This window comes from Ruegeria sp. AB7 (assembly GCF_056542625.1).
Genome location: NZ_JBQGAC010000006.1, coordinates 54,264 through 69,452 on the forward strand (window position 1 = coordinate 54,264; position 15,189 = coordinate 69,452).

The window sequence follows — 15,189 nt, forward strand, 5'->3', positions numbered from 1 at the left end:
CCTATGGGTAAGAAGTCTGCGCAACGGATGGGGGAGGTGTCAACGTGATTGCGCAGGATATGGGAGATTGGACCAAGTTATCCACAACATCTTGGCAAAACTACGCGGAGTCTCGCGTATCTCAGTAAGGCGAGCATTCAAAGACCTGATATCCGTAGTCTTCGTAATATCCGTAATCAACGCATTCATAGGGACGGCGAAGGAGTGCGCCGAAAATCAGTTTTTCCCCCAGTTCCTGGTCGCAGCCCAGCACGCCCACAGTGACGGCCGCATCGCCAAGAACGTCCAGAAGCGGACAGCCCGAGACCTGCGCCATGGCCAGCGCGGCCCGGTCACGGATCGGACCCAGACGCGGCGCGTATTGCGGGTTCACGCGGACGGCCTCGGCCAGTTCATTGCGGACGCGGACGTCGAAGATACTGCCATTCACCGCGACGCGCGTTGCGGGCAAGTCGCGAAAATAGGGTGTACCACCCGAGCAGGCGGCGAGGCACAGGAAAGCGAGCACGCGGATCATGCTGCTTTATTAGCGACAATATGGTTAATGAAACCTTTCCCCGGTTCAGGCGCGCAACACTTCTCCTAACCGGCGTATACCCTCGCGGATCGTGTCCTCATCCGAGTTGGAAAAACTCAGTCGAATGGTATTCGACCCGGTGTCGTCGGGATAGAAAGCCTGACCGGGTACAAAGGCCAACTTGACCGTTTCCAGCGCCCTCGCCAGCAGGTCGGCGCCGTTCATTTCCTTGGGCAGAGTGACCCAAATGAACATGCCACCCTCGGGTCGGGTCCAGTCGACGCCATTGGGCATGTGCTGGTTGAGCGCCTCAAGCATCGCATCGCGGCGCGCGGCATAGGTCTGGCGTAGCATGGGGACATGAGTGTCGAAGCGATCCCGTGCCACCTGATACACCGCCATCTGGTTGATCGTAGAAGAATGCAGATCAGCCGCCTGTTTCAGCAGCACCAGTTGCGAGATCACCGGTTTTGCTGCAACCACCCAACCCAGCCGCAACCCCGGTGAAAGAGTTTTCGAGAAGCTGCCGCAATAGATCGTCCGGCAGTTCTCGATCGATCCCTTGCGCGCCTGTTCTAACGCGAGGATCGGAGGGATCGGATCGCCGTCATAGCGCAGCGCTTGATAGGCTCCGTCCTCGATTACTGCGCAATCCAATTCATCTGCCAGATCGAGCAGCGCCTCCCTGCCCCGCAAATCGGCCGTCTCACCAGTCGGATTTGCAAAATCGGCGGAAAGATAAGCGAATTTGATCGGGCTGTTACCGGCGGCGGCCTGGTATTCGGCAGCCCCGCGATTGCCATTGATGCTAAGCTGGTCAAAGCGCGGCTCATAAGCGTCAAACGCATTGAGCGCGCCCAGATATGTGGGCCACCCAACCAACGCAGTATCACCCGGTGACAAGAACAACTTACCCAAGTAATCCAGCGCTTGCTGCGAGCCTGAGGTGATCAGGATGTTGTCGATGCCGCACGTAACGCCGATCCCACGCATATGGTCGGCCAGCCATTCACGCAGCGGGGCATAGCCCTCGCTGACCGAATATTGCAGCGCCTGCGCCTGTTGATCTGGGCTAAGCGCATTTTGAAACGCTTCGGCGAAAGCCTCTGCTGGAAACAAAGCGGGGTCGGGAATACCGCCTGCGAAGGAAATGATACCGGGCTCGCCCAGCAGTTTCAGCAATTCGCGGATTTCGGAAGCCTTCATCCGAGCGGTTCGGGTGGCGTAGAGCTGATCCATCGTAGGGGGCCTCCTCCGCCCTTGGGACGCAGATTAGGCAATGCGCCTCTTATGTCAATAATTCTGACCTAATGTTTCAACCTCTGTGAGCGACTTGAACGCCCCTTACAAACGTGGTCAAGTGACTTGACCAATTCCAAGTGGTAGCCAGATGCCTTTTCAAAAAGTTCAAACCGAAAAACTGTCACTGGCTGTTGTGCGCCAGATCGAACTGCTGATCCTGCGCGGCATTCTGCGCCCCGGAGAACGCCTGCCCTCAGAACGGGAGCTGGCCGAGCGGATGGGCGTGTCGCGCCCGTCGCTGCGCGAGGCAATCTCGGACCTCCAGGAGCAGGGATTGCTGACTGCCAAGGCCGGATCGGGCATCTATGTGGCCGAGGTTCTGGGCTCGGCCTTCGCGCCAGCTTTGATCCGGTTGTTCGGCAATCACGACGAGGCAGTGTTCGACTATCTCTCATTCCGGCGTGACATGGAGGGTCTAGCGGCTGAGCGTGCCGCCCGCATGGGCTCGGGCAGCGATCTGAAGGTGGTGCAGACCATACTGGACAAGATGGAAGACGCCCACGCCCGCAATGCAGCCGAAGAAGAGGCGCATCTGGACGCCCAGTTCCATATGGCGATCATCGAGGCCAGTCATAACGTGGTGATGCTGCATATGATGCGGTCGATGTTCGATCTGCTGCGGCAGGGCGTATTCTACAACCGACAGATCATGTTCCAGCAACGCACCACCCGCGACGCAATTCTGGACCAGCACCGAGCCATCAACACAGCCCTGCAGGACCGCGACCCGAAAGGGGCACGGAAGGCGGTCGAGGATCATCTGAACTTTGTCAAAAGCTGCATGGCCGATCAGCAGAAGGCCCTGCGCAATGAAGAGATAGCGCAACAGCGTTTGAAGCACGAGACTGGAGAGGTCTGATCCTTCAAACTGGAAGCCACAAAAAGAAAAAACCCGAGAGCCTGAAGCCCTCGGGTTTTTCAAATCATATGATCCAGGCGATCAGTGTAGCTTTTCACCCACATCCGCGATGGATGCATCGATCAGCTTGTTCGCCTGCGTTGCGGTCATCTGTTTGGCCAGCACGGCGTTGGCTGCCGAAACCGCTACGGTGATGGCCTGATCGCGAACTTCTTTAACTGCAGAAGCCTCGGCCGATGCGATCTGATCCTGCGCAGCGGCCAAACGGCGCGCGATGGATTTTTCCAGATCCACCTTAGCTTGTTCAGCCGCCAGAACCGCGTCTTCCTTGGCCGCGGCAACGATAGCATCGGCCTGACCCTGAACTTCGCGCTGCTTGCGCTCGTACGAGGCCAACAGACTGCGTGCTTCTTCATGCAGGGCGCGGGCTTCGTCCAGCTCGGCTTGAATACCTTCGGCGCGATTGTCCAGCGCACCACCGATCATACCGGGGACCTTGAAGTAGAACAGGACCGCGATAAAGACGATGAAGCCCAGAGTGACGACAAAGTCAGTGTTGGCAAGCGAGAAGAACGGGCCGCTTGCGGCCAGCGCGGGGCTGGCGGCACCAACGGTCAGGATAAGGGCAAGAGTGTTCCGCATGTCACTTATCCTTTCGTCTGCGCATCTACTGCACTGTTGATGGCTTTGGCATCCGCCTCGCCGCCCAGTGCTGTGACCAGTTCAGCCGCCGTATCCTTGGCAACCACTTGAATGCTTTCCAGCGCACCGGCACGGATTTCGGCAATTGCCTTTTCCGATTCAGCCGCCTTTGCAGCGATTTCCGCATCCGCCTTGGCAATCGCGTCATCCAGACCAGACTGGATTTCGGCGCGGGCTTCCGCTGCGATACGCTGAGCCTCAGAACGGGCATCGGCCAGCACTTTGTTATAGGCCTCTTCGGCCTCGACCGCTTTGGCCTTCAGATCTTCGGCCGCAGCCAGGTCATTTGTAATGGTCCCCTGGCGTTCAGCCAGGATTGCCGCGATGCGGGGCAGAGCCACGCGGGACAGGACCAGAAAGATGACGACCAGCGTGATGACCAGCCAGAAAATCTGGTTGGGGAACCAATCGAAGCAGAGCTGCGGCATCCCGACGGCGTAGCCGCTGGAATCAACGCATGTGCCTACTACTTCTTCAGCAATGGGTTCAGTCGCCATGATGTCCTCCGTCGGAACGTTGTCTTTACAACAGATGGGCCGCTATGGCTTGGGCCCACCTGCGCGTAAGGATCAGGTTCCGCAGATTATACGGCGAACATCAGCAGCAGCGAGACCAGGAATGCGAAGATGCCCAGCGCTTCTGCGAACGCGATACCGATGAACAGGGTTGCGGTCTGCGAAGCAGCCGCCGAAGGGTTGCGCAGGGCGCCGGCCAGGAAGTTGCCTGCAACGTTGCCCACCCCGATTGCGGCTGCGCCGGAACCGATTGCTGCCAGGCCTGCGCCGATGTGTGCGAGATCGCCTTCCATGAGAATTCTCCTTACGATTTGGAAGTTTCGATGTTGGGGGTTCGGACCTTAGTGCGACGGATGCAGCGCATCTTTCAGATACACACAGGTCAGAATGGTGAAGACGTAGGCCTGAATGAAGGACACGAGGACCTCAAGGCCATACATTGCGGTGATCGCCAGAACCGACACGGGCGAGATCACGGCAATCGCGGCAAAGCCTGCGAACACCTTGATAACCGCGTGGCCTGCCATGACGTTACCGGCAAGACGAATGGAGTGGCTGACCGGGCGTACGAAGTACGAGATCAGCTCGATGATCGCCAGAACAGGGCGCAGCGCCAGCGGCGCGCTGGAGACCCAGAACAAGCCCAGGAACGCAGCGCCGTTCTTGACGAAACCCAAAACGGTCACGGTCAGGAACACGGCCAGCGCCAGCGGGATGGTCACGGCGAAATGCGATGTGGTGGTGAAGGACATGGGCAACATGCCCAGGAAGTTCGCGCAGACGATGAACATGAACAGGGTCATGACATAGGGGAAGTACTTGACGCCTTCCTTGCCGCAGATGTCTTCCAGCATTTTGTAGATAAAACCATAGGCCAGCTCGGCCACCGACTGCATCCGCGTCGGAACAATGGCGCGCTTGGACGTGCTGAGAACCAGCAGGGCAAAGATCGCCGCAATCGCCAGGAACAGCCACAGGGTCACGTTGGTGGGCGTGTACCAGGCAATCGCACCGTCGCCGAACAACGGCTTGACGATAAACTGGTCCATTGGATGGAAAGCCAGGCTGCTGCCTTTTTCTGCGGTGGTCTCGGTTGCCACGTTCAGTCCCTCTCGTCCTTCTCGGTCGCGCTTGCGGCCGCTTGTTTCTCTTGAACCTCTTTCGCGCTGCGGAGCATAACCTTCACGCCCGCGACAAGGCCCAGCAATGTGAACAGCACCAGAAAGATCGGGATCGTCCCGAGCAGGCTGTCCAGCCCGTATCCGATGCCAAATCCGATCCCCAGACCGGAAACCATTTCGATGACCATCCTCCAGGCAAGCTCGCCTCCGGATACGTCAGCATCCGCACGAGGTTTCGGCGCTTTGGCCTTTTTCGCCGCTTCGATCTTGGCCTCCAGCTGCGCCATACGCTGCTTTTGGTCATCTTCGGTCACGGGCGTTTCCCTCGCACAGTCTTGGGTAGGGTGCTAAGGGGCTGAGGGCGCAGAGTCAACGGCAATGAAGCCGCAGCATGAACGTCGCTAAGCATATGATTTTTATAATAAATTTACAGACCACGCGAAACCTGTCGATGGCGTATAATTCGCTGACCGGGCGGATAAGCCTGAATCCGCATATTCAACCAAATGGTTGACCAAACTCACAGGCTATGGTTCAGCGGAACCATGTCCAACGACCTCGACACTGTCTTCGCAGCCCTCGCCGATCCCACCCGCCGCGCCATCTTAGCGATGCTGCTGGAAGATGACATGGCCGTCACCGACGTGGCCGAACCGTTCGAAATGTCGCTGGCCGCGATTTCAAAGCATCTGGTGATCCTGACCAAAGCAGGTCTGATTTCTCAGGAAAAACGCGGACGGGTGAAGTGGTGCAAACTTGAACCCGACGCGCTTCGTGCGGCCTCGGTTTGGATGCAGGGGTTCGGACAGTTCGAACCGGTCAATCTGGATGCGTTCGAGCGGTTTCTAGAAGTTGAACTGCCCCCGGATGAGGCCTAACGCACAACTAAGACCGACATGCTGGCGTGTTTGGCCAGATATCCCGCGTGGCTGGACAGGATATAGTCTGTGATCCGGGGTGCGTGGGTTCCCACAACAATCAGATCGGCCCCCATTTCCTCTGCTGCGTGGGTCAGGTCCTTGTCGATCTCGACCGCGACATCAACCGAGTGAATGTTGCGTGTGTCCACACTTGTGCCGCTTTGCATCGCAATTTCACTGGCGCAGGTCAGCAATTCTTGTTTGATCGCGTCTGTTGTCAGGTGGCTATCCCCAGGCTGCGGGCCGGTGACGCTGACGATGGTCACTTTGGCGCCCTGCCATTTGGCCAATTGCGCGGCAACCTCGGTGGCTGTCTTGACCTCGGGCGGCAAGTGCAGGTCGACCGGGACCATGATGTGTTTGAACATATTGGCGTCCTCCTGATCCTGAGATATGTCGACCCGGGCGGTTCGCCAGTCTGACCCGTCGGGACGATCCAAACGGCAGGCTCAGCCCTCGCGGCTATATTCCACCCCGGTCACAACCCCCGTTGGGTCGGCACGACAGAGCCACGGAGCCTCGGCCCCTGCCACGAATACGCTGGTGACCGAGCCTGTCGGGCTGGACTGGGTCGACATCGCTTTGACACCATCAGGCCCTGTGCCGGTTTCGGCGCCCACCAGAGCTTCGCAGCTGGCTTGCAGGTCCACCTCTGCAGCGTCTTTCGCGCCACCGGGGGCACAGGCGGACAGCGCCAGCAATGCGGGAATAAGTGACATTGTTTTCATGGCCCAGCTCCTTGGTGGTGACAGGCAGGCTGCCACATCAGGTAGAAATCACAAGCTTCAATTCGAGCGCCCCGGAGTGTTTGCAGGCGCGTCTTCTCCTTTCAGCAGCAACAACAACGCAACAGCGGTGAGCCCGGCACCAACCAACACCAATGCCGTCGGCGCAGGACGTCCCAGGGCGATTTCCCACAGGATCACCCAGCTGGGTGTCAGGTAAGTGTAGGCCATGACCTTTGCCGCGGGCAAACGCAGGGCTGCAAACTGAACCAGTACAAAACTGGCGGCGGTCGCAAACAACGAGATATAAAGCAGCGTCACCCAGACAATCCCGGGAAGGTTGCCCCAATCTACTGCACGGATATCGGACCAGCCCCAGACCGTCAGGATCAAACACCCCGCAACCAACGTACCGAAGGTGAACACCACCGCAGGCTCGCCCCGGTTCAATCGCCGTATCATCGGCGTATAGACGGCGTGCGCGGCGCAACCCCAGAAATAGATGATCTCGCCGCCTCCGATCTCGAAGACCTGAAAGGCTTGCCAATCCGCTCTGAAGATCACCCACAGCGCACCGACCGCACCGACCGTCAGGGCCAGCGCCATGCGTGGGGTGGTGATCTGGCGCAGCAGCACCCATCCGGCCAGCGCCGACATGACCGGGGTCAGCGTAAAGACCGCCGCCGCGCTGACCGGGGGAGCGGTTTTCAATCCGTAGAACATCAGGACAAAGTAGGCTCCGAACAATCCGCCAAGAACCAGATAGCGCCATGGTGCCCGAGCCGCGCTGCGCGGAATGCCCGTTGTGGCAATCGCAGCGATGCCGATCACAACCGCCGCAATCGCAAAGCGCGCTGCCGTGATCGCCGACGGTGCGATCTCATTTGCCGCCATTGAGCCAAGCGAGAAACTGCCCGCCACCAAAGCCGAGAATGTCAGCATGGCCAGATGGCCGCGCGCCTGCGGTGTCACGGCAGCCAGCCCTTGGATTGATCTTTCAGGAAGGATAGGAAAGCCTGCACCTTAGTGGTCCGGTGCAGATCCACATGAGTCACCAACCAAAGCTTGCCAGACCACTCGGGTAACGGTGCCATCACCTCGACCAGATCGGGATCGCGCGCGGCCTCCCAACGGGCCATAAAGCCGATGCCTGCACCGGCCAGAACAGCCTCTCGCATACAGAAATTATTGGTGCAGCGGAAAGTGATCGCCTGCTCCGGCGCGTTGGCACGCAGCCAGCGGGAAAACGGCGCGCGGCTGTTTTCGTCATCATTGCCGACGAAGTGGTGATTGGCGAAATCTGCAACGTCCGCGGGTTTGCCGTGGCGCGCGAGATAGGCCTTGCTAGCGAATAGTCCGACCTCTTGTGGAATGAACGGCTGCACCACATTGTCCGGTTGATCCGGCGCGGCCCCGGCGCGGATCGCCACATGCGCCTCGCCATATTCCAACCGGAACAGGCGGTCGCCGGTCAGATAGCGCACGATCAATCCCGGGTGGGTCTGCTGGAACTCGGTCAGCGTCGGTACGATGAGCGGGGCCAGTGAGGCCAGTGAGGTGACCACGATCTCGCCCGAGACATCGTCTCCGCGCCCCTTCATGCGACCGACCAACTGGTTGAACTGATCTTCGGTTGCCTGCGCGACCCGCAACAAGTCCTCACCCGCTTCGGTTGGTGTGTACCCACGCGCGTGACGCTGGAATAGTTTGACGCCCAACCGTGCCTCGATCGCATCTATATGGCGGATCACGGTGGCGTGGTGCACACCCAGCACATCCGCCGCGCCGCTGACCGTTCCCATGCGCGCCACCTGATAGGCGGTTCTCACTTCATCCCAATTGTCCATTGCATCTGATCCAATGTGCAAATTCTAACAATGCTTGTTGATATATCCGAGTTTTGTTCATGCACGCAACAGCCATATTGGGGCAACAGAAGCTAATTCCGCAACAAAGGACGCCCCGAAATGACCAAAACCATCCTGCATATCGACGCCTCGGCCCGCCGCACTGGATCTGCCACCCGCGATCTGTCCGACCGCGTGGTTCGCCACCTGAACGCCGGGCGTATCATCCGCCGCGATCTGGCCACTCCCCTGCCCCTGCTGACCGAGGACTGGATCGGCGCCAATTTCACCCCCGCCGACCAGCGTGACGCGGTACAGAAAGACCTGCTGGCCCTGTCGGACGAATTGGTGTCCGAGTTGCAAAAGGCCGACACGATCGTCATCGGCCTGCCGATCTACAACTTCTCAGTTCCCGCCGCGTTCAAGGCCTGGATTGATCTGGTCGCCCGTGCCGGTCTGACATTCTCCTATTCCGAAGAAGGACCGAAAGGTCTGCTGGAAGGCAAACGCGCCATCCTTGCTGTTGCATCAGGCGGTACGGCGGTGGGCTCCGAGATCGACTTTGCCACCACCTATGCGCGCCATGTTCTGGGCTTCATCGGCATCCATGATGTCGAAGTCATCGCCGCAGATCGCATGGCACTGGACCCCGAAACAACCCTGTCCAATGCGCAGAAAGCTGTCACCAAACTGGCAGCCTGATTGACCTGCCCCCCTTGAACCGTCCAGTCTGCGCCGAGGCAAATCGGCAGACTGGGCGTTTCACATGAAAAAGATTGGAATATTGGGCGGTGTTGGCTGGGCCTCAACTGTCGACTACTACCGGGCGATCGCTGAAGGCGCGGGTCGGTATTTTGCTGAACGCGGCCACGGATCGCCGCTGCCCATCCCACCCATGACCATCGAATCCGTCACCCAAGCCAAAACCCGCGCCTTGCGCGGCGTGGCCGGTGACGAAGACAGCTGGGCCGCTTTCGACGCGGTGTTCCGCGAAGCACTGCTGACTTTGGAACACGCAGGCTGCGATTTCGGCATCATCGCCTCCAATACGCCACACGCGCGGCTTCACACGATCCGCGAAGGCGTCTCCATGCCTATTCTCAGCATTTTTGACGCAACCGCCGACGCGACCGCCTCGACCGGCGCCACCAATGCTTTGGTCCTTGGAACCGCAGTCACTATGCAGGCCACAAACTATGCCGACCGGCTGGCCGCCGAGGGTATCACGGCAAACACACGCCTGCCCGAGCCTGAGATCGCCGAGATGCAGGCGATGATCGACAGTGATTTCTACGGCGGCGCATCCGACACCGCACATGCGCGCCTGCTGGCCTTCTGCAACAAACACGCCACACCCGGAACCGCGATCTTGCTGGCCTGTACCGAGTTGCCTCTGGCCTTCCCCGATCATCTGGACGATCCGGTGTTCGAGGCGGACGGTCACCTGTTCGTCAACCCCTCCGCCGCCCATGTCGCTGCCGCTTTGAACGAAGCGCTTGAAGGGTGATCACGGCAGCCAGGTCACCTCGCACCCGATCTTATCAAAGAACGCCATCAGATCATCGCGCGACAAAACGACGGTTCGGTCGTTGACCAAAGGGTGCATGTTGATGACATCGGCCTGTTGCGCGGCGGCGTCCATGAAGAACTTAACGTTGTTCTCAACGCCGTTGATCATCGCCAGCGGACTGACCGCGCCAGGGCGGATGCCGAGGTTCTGGAACAGCCGATCCGCCGAGCCGAAGGACAGGTTGCCAACCCCCAACTCCGCGCCCAGCGCCTTGAGGTCGATCTCGCGGCTCTGTTCCAGCGTCACCAGATAATTCCGCTTTTTCTTGTCGCGCAGATACAGGTTCTTAAGCCGCAGTGTATTTTCACCCGGCGCCATGAACTGGCCCTCGACCCCTTTGGCATCCTCAACGGTGCGCAGCGGGATATGAGTATGCAACCGATAGGGCAGCCCCCATTCATCCAACTGCACCAAAAGCGCATCCGAGCTGAGCGGCAACGTATCCTGAAAGGCAGATGATGCGTCCATGGGAACCTCCTCGTATGGCGCGCTCATCGCCCAACCGACAGGTAAATTCAAGCCACGACAGGCGCGGCATTCGGTGCTAGCGTGCCGCCATGAAAGTCACGCGTAACACTCCGAGCCAACTGATCCTGTCCAATACGCCATGGTTCATCGGCATCACGCTGGTTTTCTTCATTCTGGCATTTGTCGGCGCGGGCGTCTTCTTGGCCAGTGAAGGTGGCGAGGGTATCTTGTTCGGCATTTTCTTCGCACTATTCGGCGGAGGCATGGGTTTTGGTGCATTTTGCGCCTTTGTCCGGCGCGTGCAGGTCATACTGGATCGCAATAATAACAGCATCCTGATCCGCAGACAGTCAGTCTTTGGATATGATGCGGTGGAACATGAGCTCTCGCACCTCTCGCACGCGGAAACCGAAAGCACGACCTCGCGTAGCGACAATGGCACATCGACCCTCTATCGCCCTGTCCTAATACTGGATGAAGGCATGAGCGCCGGGCGGCATCCCATTGTCGAGGCTTATTCCAGCGGGCGCGGCGCGCATCGGCTGGTTGATGCGATCAATGACTGGCTTCCGGCGCGCAAGGTTGACTCTGCCAGCCAATCGGCCTAAATCGCCGCCAACATCCGGAAGCGTTTGATCTTCCGGTCCCTTGAGTCGCTCAGGGATCGCCCCCCACCAGCGAGTTTCGCCCGTGGGGGCGTTTGTGCATTTAACCGACGCGTCCTATCTAGGGCACGCCACCAGATAACCGGCTAAGGAGGCCGAAGGCATGTTTGAAAATCTATCCGAACGCCTTTCCGGCGTCTTTGACCGGCTGACCAAACAGGGTGCCCTGTCTGAAGAAGACGTGAAAACCGCCCTGCGCGAAGTCCGCGTTGCCCTGCTTGAGGCCGACGTCTCGCTGCCGGTGGCGCGCGAGTTCGTCAAGAAAGTACAGGAACAGGCGACCGGTCAAGCTGTCACCAAATCGATCACGCCCGGCCAGCAGGTCGTCAAGATCGTGCACGACGCGTTGGTTGATACACTGCGTGGCGAAGAAGACCCCGGCGCGCTGAAGATCGACAACCCGCCTGCCCCGATCCTGATGGTCGGCCTGCAGGGTTCCGGTAAGACAACCACCACCGGTAAGCTGGCGAAACGCCTGAAAGAGAAAGAGGGCAAGAAGGTCCTGATGGCCTCGCTGGACGTCTATCGCCCGGCGGCGATGGATCAGCTTGCGGTCCTGGGCACGCAGGTTGGTGTAGATACGCTGCCGATCGTTCCCGGCCAGACGCCGGTTGATATCGCCAAGCGCGCCAAGCAACAGGCAACGCTCGGCGGCTATGACGTCTACATGCTCGACACCGCGGGCCGTCTGCATATCGACGAAGTCCTGATGGACGAGGTCGAGCAGGTTCGTAACGTGGTCGACCCGCGCGAGACGCTGCTAGTGGTCGACGGCCTGACCGGTCAGGTCGCTGTTGAAGTGGCCGAAGAGTTTGATGCCAAGGTCGGCATCTCGGGCGTGGTCCTGACCCGTATGGACGGTGACGGGCGCGGCGGTGCGGCGCTGTCGATGCGCGCGGTCACCGGCAAGCCGATCCGCTTTGTTGGTCTGGGCGAGAAGATGGACGCGCTCGAAACCTTCGAGCCGGACCGGATCGCCGGTCGTATTCTGGGCATGGGCGACATCGTCGCTCTGGTCGAAAAGGCCCAGGAAACGATGGAGATGGAACAGACCGAGCGCATGATGAAGCGCATGGTCAAAGGTCAGTTCAACATGAACGACCTGAAAATGCAGCTGGAGCAGATGATCCAGATGGGCGGCATGCAGGGCATGATGGGCATGATGCCGGGCATGAACAAGATGGCCAAGCAGATGGATCAGGCCGGTCTGGACGATAAAATCCTGCGCCAGCAAATCGCGCTGATCCAGTCGATGACCAAACGCGAACGCGCCAACCCGCAACTGCTGCAAGCCAGCCGCAAGAAACGCATCGCCGCCGGTTCGGGTATGGAGGTCAGCGATCTCAACAAGCTGCTCAAGATGCACCGGCAGATGTCCGACATGATGAAAAAGATGGGCAAAATGGGCAAAGGCAAGATGCTGAAACAGGCCATGAAAGGCATGTTCGGCAAAGGTGGCCCAAGCCCCGAGGAAATGGCTGCGGGCATGGACCCCAAGGCGCTGGAACAAGCCGCCAAAGCGATGGGCGGTAAGATGCCCGGCGGTCTGCCCGGACTGGGTGGCGGCATGGGCCTGCCCCCGGGGTTGAGCGGTTTTGGAAAGAAAAAGTGACGTCAGCACGCTGCACCCAGCCCCCGTCCGGAAAGGCGGCGATGGCAGCAGCGCAGTATCGCGCGGCCCTGCCGGTCATTGAGACCCGGCGGCTGGTTCTGCGTGCACCCACTCTGGACGACCTGCCGGTGTGGACATCGATCTGCAAGGACAGCTTTGGCGATACCGAGCAAGACGCCTGGACTGAGTTTTCCTACTACACATCAGGCTGGCTTTTGCATGGTCACGGCTTGTTCACCGTCACGTTTAAAGACGATGATCAGGTCATTGGCTTTGTCATTCTGGGTCTCGAATGGGACGATCACGAGCCCGAGCTTGGCTATATGTTCGATAGCAAGTTCCGCATGCAAGGTTACGCGACCGAAGCGTGCAGCGCCGTTCGCGATTTTGGGCTTGATCTGCTCGGATCCGGCCAGTTCGTAAGCTACGTTTCGCAGTCCAACGCTCGTTCGAACGCATTGGCACAGCGTCTGGGTGCAACGCGCGACGCCGTTGCCGAAAGCGCCTTTGGTCCAACACAGCATGTCTGGCGATACGGCGAGGTGCAGGCATGACACTTGCCATGGCCATACCAACGCTGGAAACCGAACGCCTGATCATGCGGGCCCCCTGCGAGGCCGATTTTGAGGCTGAGGCAGAGTTTTTTGCCAGCGACGCCTCGAAATTCGTCGGCGGCCCGAAACGCCCGGATGAGACATGGCGCGCTGTTGCGATGCTGTTAGGCCACTGGGCGATGCGGGGATATGGCTTCTGGGGTGTCGAGGAAAAAGACACCGGCACCTATGTAGGCCATGTTGGCTTGTGGAACCCTCACGGCTGGCCCGAGCCCGAAATTGGCTGGACGCTTATGAACCACGCCACCGGCAAGGGTTATGCGACCGAAGCGGCACTGGCTGCACGTGCACATGCCTATGACGTGCTGGGCTGGGAAACCGCAATCTCGCTGATCGATCCGGATAATCTGGGCAGCAAGGCTGTCGCGAAACGGCTGGGCGCGCAGTTTGAATATATGTTCGAACACCCGGCTTTCGGGGCGATGCAGGTCTGGCGTCATTCTGCGCCTGCCGATCTGGTAAATGGTGGCGTGGAGGCATACGCATGACCTCGTTCACTATACCCACCGTCGAAACCGATCGCCTGATCCTTCGCGCGCCGCATCTGGACGATCTTCCTGCGATGACCGCGTTCTACGCGACCGAGCGCAGCCATATGGTTGGTGGTCCCAAGGACGCGCTTGGAAGCTGGAGCTCTCTTTCGAACAGATTGGGTCATTGGGCGCTGCGCGGTTATGGTCTGTGGCATTTGACTGAAAAGGCCAACGGCGCATTCGTGGGATGGGCAGGCATGATCTACGTACCCGGCTGGGCGGAGCCCGAGCTGGGCTGGACGCTGATGGCAGAGGCCGAAGGCAAAGGTCTGGGCTTTGAGGCCGCCGCGGCTGCACGCGACTATGCAGCGCGGCATCAGGGGCTGAACGGTGTGATTTCTTACATCGCCCATGCCAATGATCGCTCGCGCGCTCTGGCCGAACGGCTGGGCGCAACGCTGGAGATTGAGAGAGCCGAGCTTTTGGGCAAGCACGCTCAGATCTGGCGTCATCCGCAGATTGATTTGACCACCGAAAGGACCGGCCAATGAACAACCCCGTGACACAAGCTGCCGCGCTGTTGAAGGATCACCGCGAAAGCATCGACCGGCTGGATGCGATCCTGGTCTATACGCTGGGCGAGCGGTTCAAGCACACGCAGGCCGTTGGCAAGCTCAAGGCCGCACACGACCTTCCCCCGTCCGATCCGTCGCGCGAGGCTGCGCAGATCGCACGGTTAGAAGACCTGGCGAAAGAGGCCGATCTGGACCCCGATTTCGCCAAGGCTTTTCTGAATTTCATCATTCAGGAAGTCATCCGACACCACAAGAAACACCAGAACTAAGCCGGTCTAGCACCGGATACGCCATTCAAAGGAGATACCACCATGGCAATGAAAATTCGTCTCGCCCGCGGCGGCTCGAAAAAGCGTCCCTTCTATCGCATTGTTGCGGCTGACAGCCGTATGCCGCGCGATGGTCGTTTCATCGAAAAACTGGGCACCTACAACCCGCTGCTGCCGAAAGACAGCGAAGAGCGCGTGAAAATGAACATGGAGCGCATCCAGTACTGGCTGGATCAGGGCGCACAGCCCACCGACCGGATCGCACGTATGCTGGAAGCTGCCGGCGCCCGTGACAAGGCCGAGCGCAACAACCCCAACAAGGGTACTCCGGGCAAGAAAGCTCAGGAACGCGCGGAAGAGAAAGCTGCCAAGGCTGCTGAAGCTGCCGAAGCGGCTGCTGCACCGGCTGAAGAAGCTGCTGCAGAAGAATAAGCA

Annotated in this window: 23 protein-coding genes; 11 read left to right on the forward strand and 12 right to left on the reverse strand. The window is 59.4% G+C overall.

All coding sequences use genetic code 11. The features are described from left to right. Positions 1 to 121: 121 nt before the first annotated feature. Complete coding sequence (locus ACR0EN_RS15570) at positions 122 to 517, reverse strand: hypothetical protein (RefSeq protein ID WP_170392642.1); 396 nt, start codon at positions 515 to 517, stop codon at positions 122 to 124. A 45-nt stretch (positions 518 to 562) separates the two neighbouring features. After that, a complete protein-coding gene (locus ACR0EN_RS15575; RefSeq protein ID WP_480587620.1) occupies positions 563 to 1,756 on the reverse strand; it encodes an aminotransferase-like domain-containing protein in 1,194 nt (397 codons plus the stop codon). Positions 1,757 to 1,907: 151 nt separating this feature from the next. On the opposite strand from ACR0EN_RS15575, the gene ACR0EN_RS15580 reads away from it, so the two are divergent. Next, entirely contained in the window at positions 1,908 to 2,678 is a 771-nt protein-coding gene (locus ACR0EN_RS15580) for a FadR/GntR family transcriptional regulator (RefSeq protein WP_170392644.1), read from the forward strand. Between the two features lie 81 nt (positions 2,679 to 2,759). Here the strand turns inward: ACR0EN_RS15580 and ACR0EN_RS15585 are convergent, their stop codons facing one another. From ACR0EN_RS15585 to ACR0EN_RS15605, 5 genes are all read right to left on the reverse strand, one after another. Further along, positions 2,760 to 3,320, reverse strand: a complete 561-nt coding sequence (locus ACR0EN_RS15585) for a F0F1 ATP synthase subunit B (RefSeq protein ID WP_170818875.1) — start codon at positions 3,318 to 3,320, stop codon at positions 2,760 to 2,762. Between the two features lie 5 nt (positions 3,321 to 3,325). Further along, entirely contained in the window at positions 3,326 to 3,877 is a 552-nt protein-coding gene (locus ACR0EN_RS15590; RefSeq protein ID WP_480587623.1) for a F0F1 ATP synthase subunit B', read from the reverse strand. 86 nt (positions 3,878 to 3,963) lie between these two features. Continuing rightward, positions 3,964 to 4,188, reverse strand: a complete 225-nt coding sequence (locus tag ACR0EN_RS15595) for a F0F1 ATP synthase subunit C (RefSeq protein ID WP_005981269.1) — start codon at positions 4,186 to 4,188, stop codon at positions 3,964 to 3,966. Between the two features lie 48 nt (positions 4,189 to 4,236). Then, positions 4,237 to 4,995, reverse strand: coding sequence for a F0F1 ATP synthase subunit A (locus ACR0EN_RS15600; protein ID WP_170392647.1), 759 nt, complete (start codon positions 4,993 to 4,995; stop codon positions 4,237 to 4,239). Positions 4,996 to 4,997: 2 nt separating this feature from the next. Next, entirely contained in the window at positions 4,998 to 5,330 is a 333-nt protein-coding gene (locus ACR0EN_RS15605; RefSeq protein WP_170392648.1) for an AtpZ/AtpI family protein, read from the reverse strand. 231 nt (positions 5,331 to 5,561) lie between these two features. Between ACR0EN_RS15605 and ACR0EN_RS15610 the strand changes: the two genes are divergently transcribed. Further along, positions 5,562 to 5,894 carry an ArsR/SmtB family transcription factor gene (locus ACR0EN_RS15610; protein ID WP_170392649.1) on the forward strand — a complete coding sequence of 111 codons (333 nt, stop codon included), beginning with the start codon at positions 5,562 to 5,564 and terminating at the stop codon, positions 5,892 to 5,894. Here ACR0EN_RS15610 and ACR0EN_RS15615 read toward each other — a convergent pair. From ACR0EN_RS15615 to ACR0EN_RS15630, 4 genes are all read right to left on the reverse strand, one after another. After that, a complete protein-coding gene (locus ACR0EN_RS15615) occupies positions 5,891 to 6,304 on the reverse strand; it encodes a universal stress protein (protein WP_480587626.1) in 414 nt (137 codons plus the stop codon). The genes ACR0EN_RS15610 and ACR0EN_RS15615 overlap by 4 nt on opposite strands. A gap of 81 nt (positions 6,305 to 6,385) precedes the next feature. Beyond that, positions 6,386 to 6,664 (reverse strand): hypothetical protein, encoded by a 279-nt coding sequence (locus ACR0EN_RS15620; protein WP_480587629.1) that lies wholly within the window; start codon positions 6,662 to 6,664, stop codon positions 6,386 to 6,388. A gap of 57 nt (positions 6,665 to 6,721) precedes the next feature. Continuing rightward, positions 6,722 to 7,633, reverse strand: coding sequence for a DMT family transporter (locus tag ACR0EN_RS15625; protein WP_480587632.1), 912 nt, complete (start codon positions 7,631 to 7,633; stop codon positions 6,722 to 6,724). Continuing rightward, positions 7,630 to 8,508: a LysR family transcriptional regulator gene (locus tag ACR0EN_RS15630; RefSeq protein WP_170513380.1), complete on the reverse strand. Its 879-nt coding sequence runs from the start codon at positions 8,506 to 8,508 to the stop codon at positions 7,630 to 7,632. Before ACR0EN_RS15630 ends, ACR0EN_RS15625 begins: the two co-directional genes overlap by 4 nt. Positions 8,509 to 8,628: 120 nt before the next feature. Here ACR0EN_RS15630 and ACR0EN_RS15635 point away from each other — a divergent pair, with 120 nt between their 5' ends. Both ACR0EN_RS15635 and ACR0EN_RS15640 read left to right on the forward strand, forming a co-directional pair. Continuing rightward, positions 8,629 to 9,210 (forward strand): FMN-dependent NADH-azoreductase, encoded by a 582-nt coding sequence (locus tag ACR0EN_RS15635; protein ID WP_170392654.1) that lies wholly within the window; start codon positions 8,629 to 8,631, stop codon positions 9,208 to 9,210. 64 nt (positions 9,211 to 9,274) lie between these two features. Next, positions 9,275 to 10,015 carry an aspartate/glutamate racemase family protein gene (locus ACR0EN_RS15640; RefSeq protein WP_170465150.1) on the forward strand — a complete coding sequence of 247 codons (741 nt, stop codon included), beginning with the start codon at positions 9,275 to 9,277 and terminating at the stop codon, positions 10,013 to 10,015. Here the strand turns inward: ACR0EN_RS15640 and ACR0EN_RS15645 are convergent, their stop codons facing one another. After that, the gene (locus ACR0EN_RS15645) at positions 10,016 to 10,546 is read right to left on the reverse strand and encodes a prolyl-tRNA synthetase associated domain-containing protein (RefSeq protein ID WP_480587635.1); all 531 of its coding nucleotides are present in this window, start codon (positions 10,544 to 10,546) and stop codon (positions 10,016 to 10,018) included. Between the two features lie 89 nt (positions 10,547 to 10,635). Between ACR0EN_RS15645 and ACR0EN_RS15650 the strand changes: the two genes are divergently transcribed. The 7 genes from ACR0EN_RS15650 to rpsP all read left to right on the forward strand — a co-directional run bounded on the left by ACR0EN_RS15650 (position 10,636) and on the right by rpsP (position 15,186). Then, positions 10,636 to 11,154, forward strand: a complete 519-nt coding sequence (locus ACR0EN_RS15650) for a hypothetical protein (protein ID WP_170818880.1) — start codon at positions 10,636 to 10,638, stop codon at positions 11,152 to 11,154. 160 nt (positions 11,155 to 11,314) lie between these two features. Continuing rightward, entirely contained in the window at positions 11,315 to 12,823 is a 1,509-nt protein-coding gene (gene ffh / locus ACR0EN_RS15655) for a signal recognition particle protein (RefSeq protein WP_170402391.1), read from the forward strand. 41 nt (positions 12,824 to 12,864) lie between these two features. Then, positions 12,865 to 13,377, forward strand: coding sequence for a GNAT family N-acetyltransferase (locus ACR0EN_RS15660; protein ID WP_170776226.1), 513 nt, complete (start codon positions 12,865 to 12,867; stop codon positions 13,375 to 13,377). Continuing rightward, on the forward strand, positions 13,374 to 13,925 hold the full coding sequence (locus tag ACR0EN_RS15665; RefSeq protein ID WP_170625087.1) for a GNAT family N-acetyltransferase: 552 nt from the start codon (positions 13,374 to 13,376) through the stop codon (positions 13,923 to 13,925). Before ACR0EN_RS15660 ends, ACR0EN_RS15665 begins: the two co-directional genes overlap by 4 nt. Continuing rightward, positions 13,922 to 14,461: a GNAT family N-acetyltransferase gene (locus ACR0EN_RS15670; protein ID WP_170818884.1), complete on the forward strand. Its 540-nt coding sequence runs from the start codon at positions 13,922 to 13,924 to the stop codon at positions 14,459 to 14,461. The genes ACR0EN_RS15665 and ACR0EN_RS15670 overlap by 4 nt, the downstream gene beginning before the upstream one ends. Beyond that, complete coding sequence (locus tag ACR0EN_RS15675) at positions 14,458 to 14,754, forward strand: chorismate mutase (RefSeq protein WP_170392662.1); 297 nt, start codon at positions 14,458 to 14,460, stop codon at positions 14,752 to 14,754. Before ACR0EN_RS15670 ends, ACR0EN_RS15675 begins: the two co-directional genes overlap by 4 nt. 42 nt (positions 14,755 to 14,796) lie before the next feature. After that, positions 14,797 to 15,186, forward strand: a complete 390-nt coding sequence (rpsP, locus tag ACR0EN_RS15680) for a 30S ribosomal protein S16 (RefSeq protein WP_010437590.1) — start codon at positions 14,797 to 14,799, stop codon at positions 15,184 to 15,186. The last annotated feature ends 3 nt before the right edge of the window (positions 15,187 to 15,189 follow it).

Bases quoted from the DNA above. Each gene is read 5' to 3' on its own strand.
- ACR0EN_RS15595 (WP_005981269.1), bottom strand. From the start codon at position 4,188: ATGGAAGGCGATCTCGCACACATCGGCGCAGGCCTGGCAGCAATCGGT.
- ACR0EN_RS15660 (WP_170776226.1), top strand. From the start codon at position 12,865: ATGGCAGCAGCGCAGTATCGCGCGGCCCTGCCGGTCATTGAGACCCGG.
- ACR0EN_RS15670 (WP_170818884.1), top strand. From the start codon at position 13,922: ATGACCTCGTTCACTATACCCACCGTCGAAACCGATCGCCTGATCCTT.
- ACR0EN_RS15570 (WP_170392642.1), bottom strand. From the start codon at position 517: ATGATCCGCGTGCTCGCTTTCCTGTGCCTCGCCGCCTGCTCGGGTGGT.
- ACR0EN_RS15665 (WP_170625087.1), top strand. From the start codon at position 13,374: ATGACACTTGCCATGGCCATACCAACGCTGGAAACCGAACGCCTGATC.
- ACR0EN_RS15610 (WP_170392649.1), top strand. From the start codon at position 5,562: ATGTCCAACGACCTCGACACTGTCTTCGCAGCCCTCGCCGATCCCACC.
- ACR0EN_RS15635 (WP_170392654.1), top strand. From the start codon at position 8,629: ATGACCAAAACCATCCTGCATATCGACGCCTCGGCCCGCCGCACTGGA.
- ACR0EN_RS15675 (WP_170392662.1), top strand. From the start codon at position 14,458: ATGAACAACCCCGTGACACAAGCTGCCGCGCTGTTGAAGGATCACCGC.
- ACR0EN_RS15580 (WP_170392644.1), top strand. From the start codon at position 1,908: ATGCCTTTTCAAAAAGTTCAAACCGAAAAACTGTCACTGGCTGTTGTG.
- ffh (WP_170402391.1), top strand. From the start codon at position 11,315: ATGTTTGAAAATCTATCCGAACGCCTTTCCGGCGTCTTTGACCGGCTG.
- ACR0EN_RS15620 (WP_480587629.1), bottom strand. From the start codon at position 6,664: ATGAAAACAATGTCACTTATTCCCGCATTGCTGGCGCTGTCCGCCTGT.
- rpsP (WP_010437590.1), top strand. From the start codon at position 14,797: ATGGCAATGAAAATTCGTCTCGCCCGCGGCGGCTCGAAAAAGCGTCCC.
- ACR0EN_RS15575 (WP_480587620.1), bottom strand. From the start codon at position 1,756: ATGGATCAGCTCTACGCCACCCGAACCGCTCGGATGAAGGCTTCCGAA.
- ACR0EN_RS15650 (WP_170818880.1), top strand. From the start codon at position 10,636: ATGAAAGTCACGCGTAACACTCCGAGCCAACTGATCCTGTCCAATACG.
- ACR0EN_RS15615 (WP_480587626.1), bottom strand. From the start codon at position 6,304: ATGTTCAAACACATCATGGTCCCGGTCGACCTGCACTTGCCGCCCGAG.
- ACR0EN_RS15590 (WP_480587623.1), bottom strand. From the start codon at position 3,877: ATGGCGACTGAACCCATTGCTGAAGAAGTAGTAGGCACATGCGTTGAT.
- ACR0EN_RS15630 (WP_170513380.1), bottom strand. From the start codon at position 8,508: ATGGACAATTGGGATGAAGTGAGAACCGCCTATCAGGTGGCGCGCATG.
- ACR0EN_RS15640 (WP_170465150.1), top strand. From the start codon at position 9,275: ATGAAAAAGATTGGAATATTGGGCGGTGTTGGCTGGGCCTCAACTGTC.
- ACR0EN_RS15645 (WP_480587635.1), bottom strand. From the start codon at position 10,546: ATGGACGCATCATCTGCCTTTCAGGATACGTTGCCGCTCAGCTCGGAT.
- ACR0EN_RS15585 (WP_170818875.1), bottom strand. From the start codon at position 3,320: ATGCGGAACACTCTTGCCCTTATCCTGACCGTTGGTGCCGCCAGCCCC.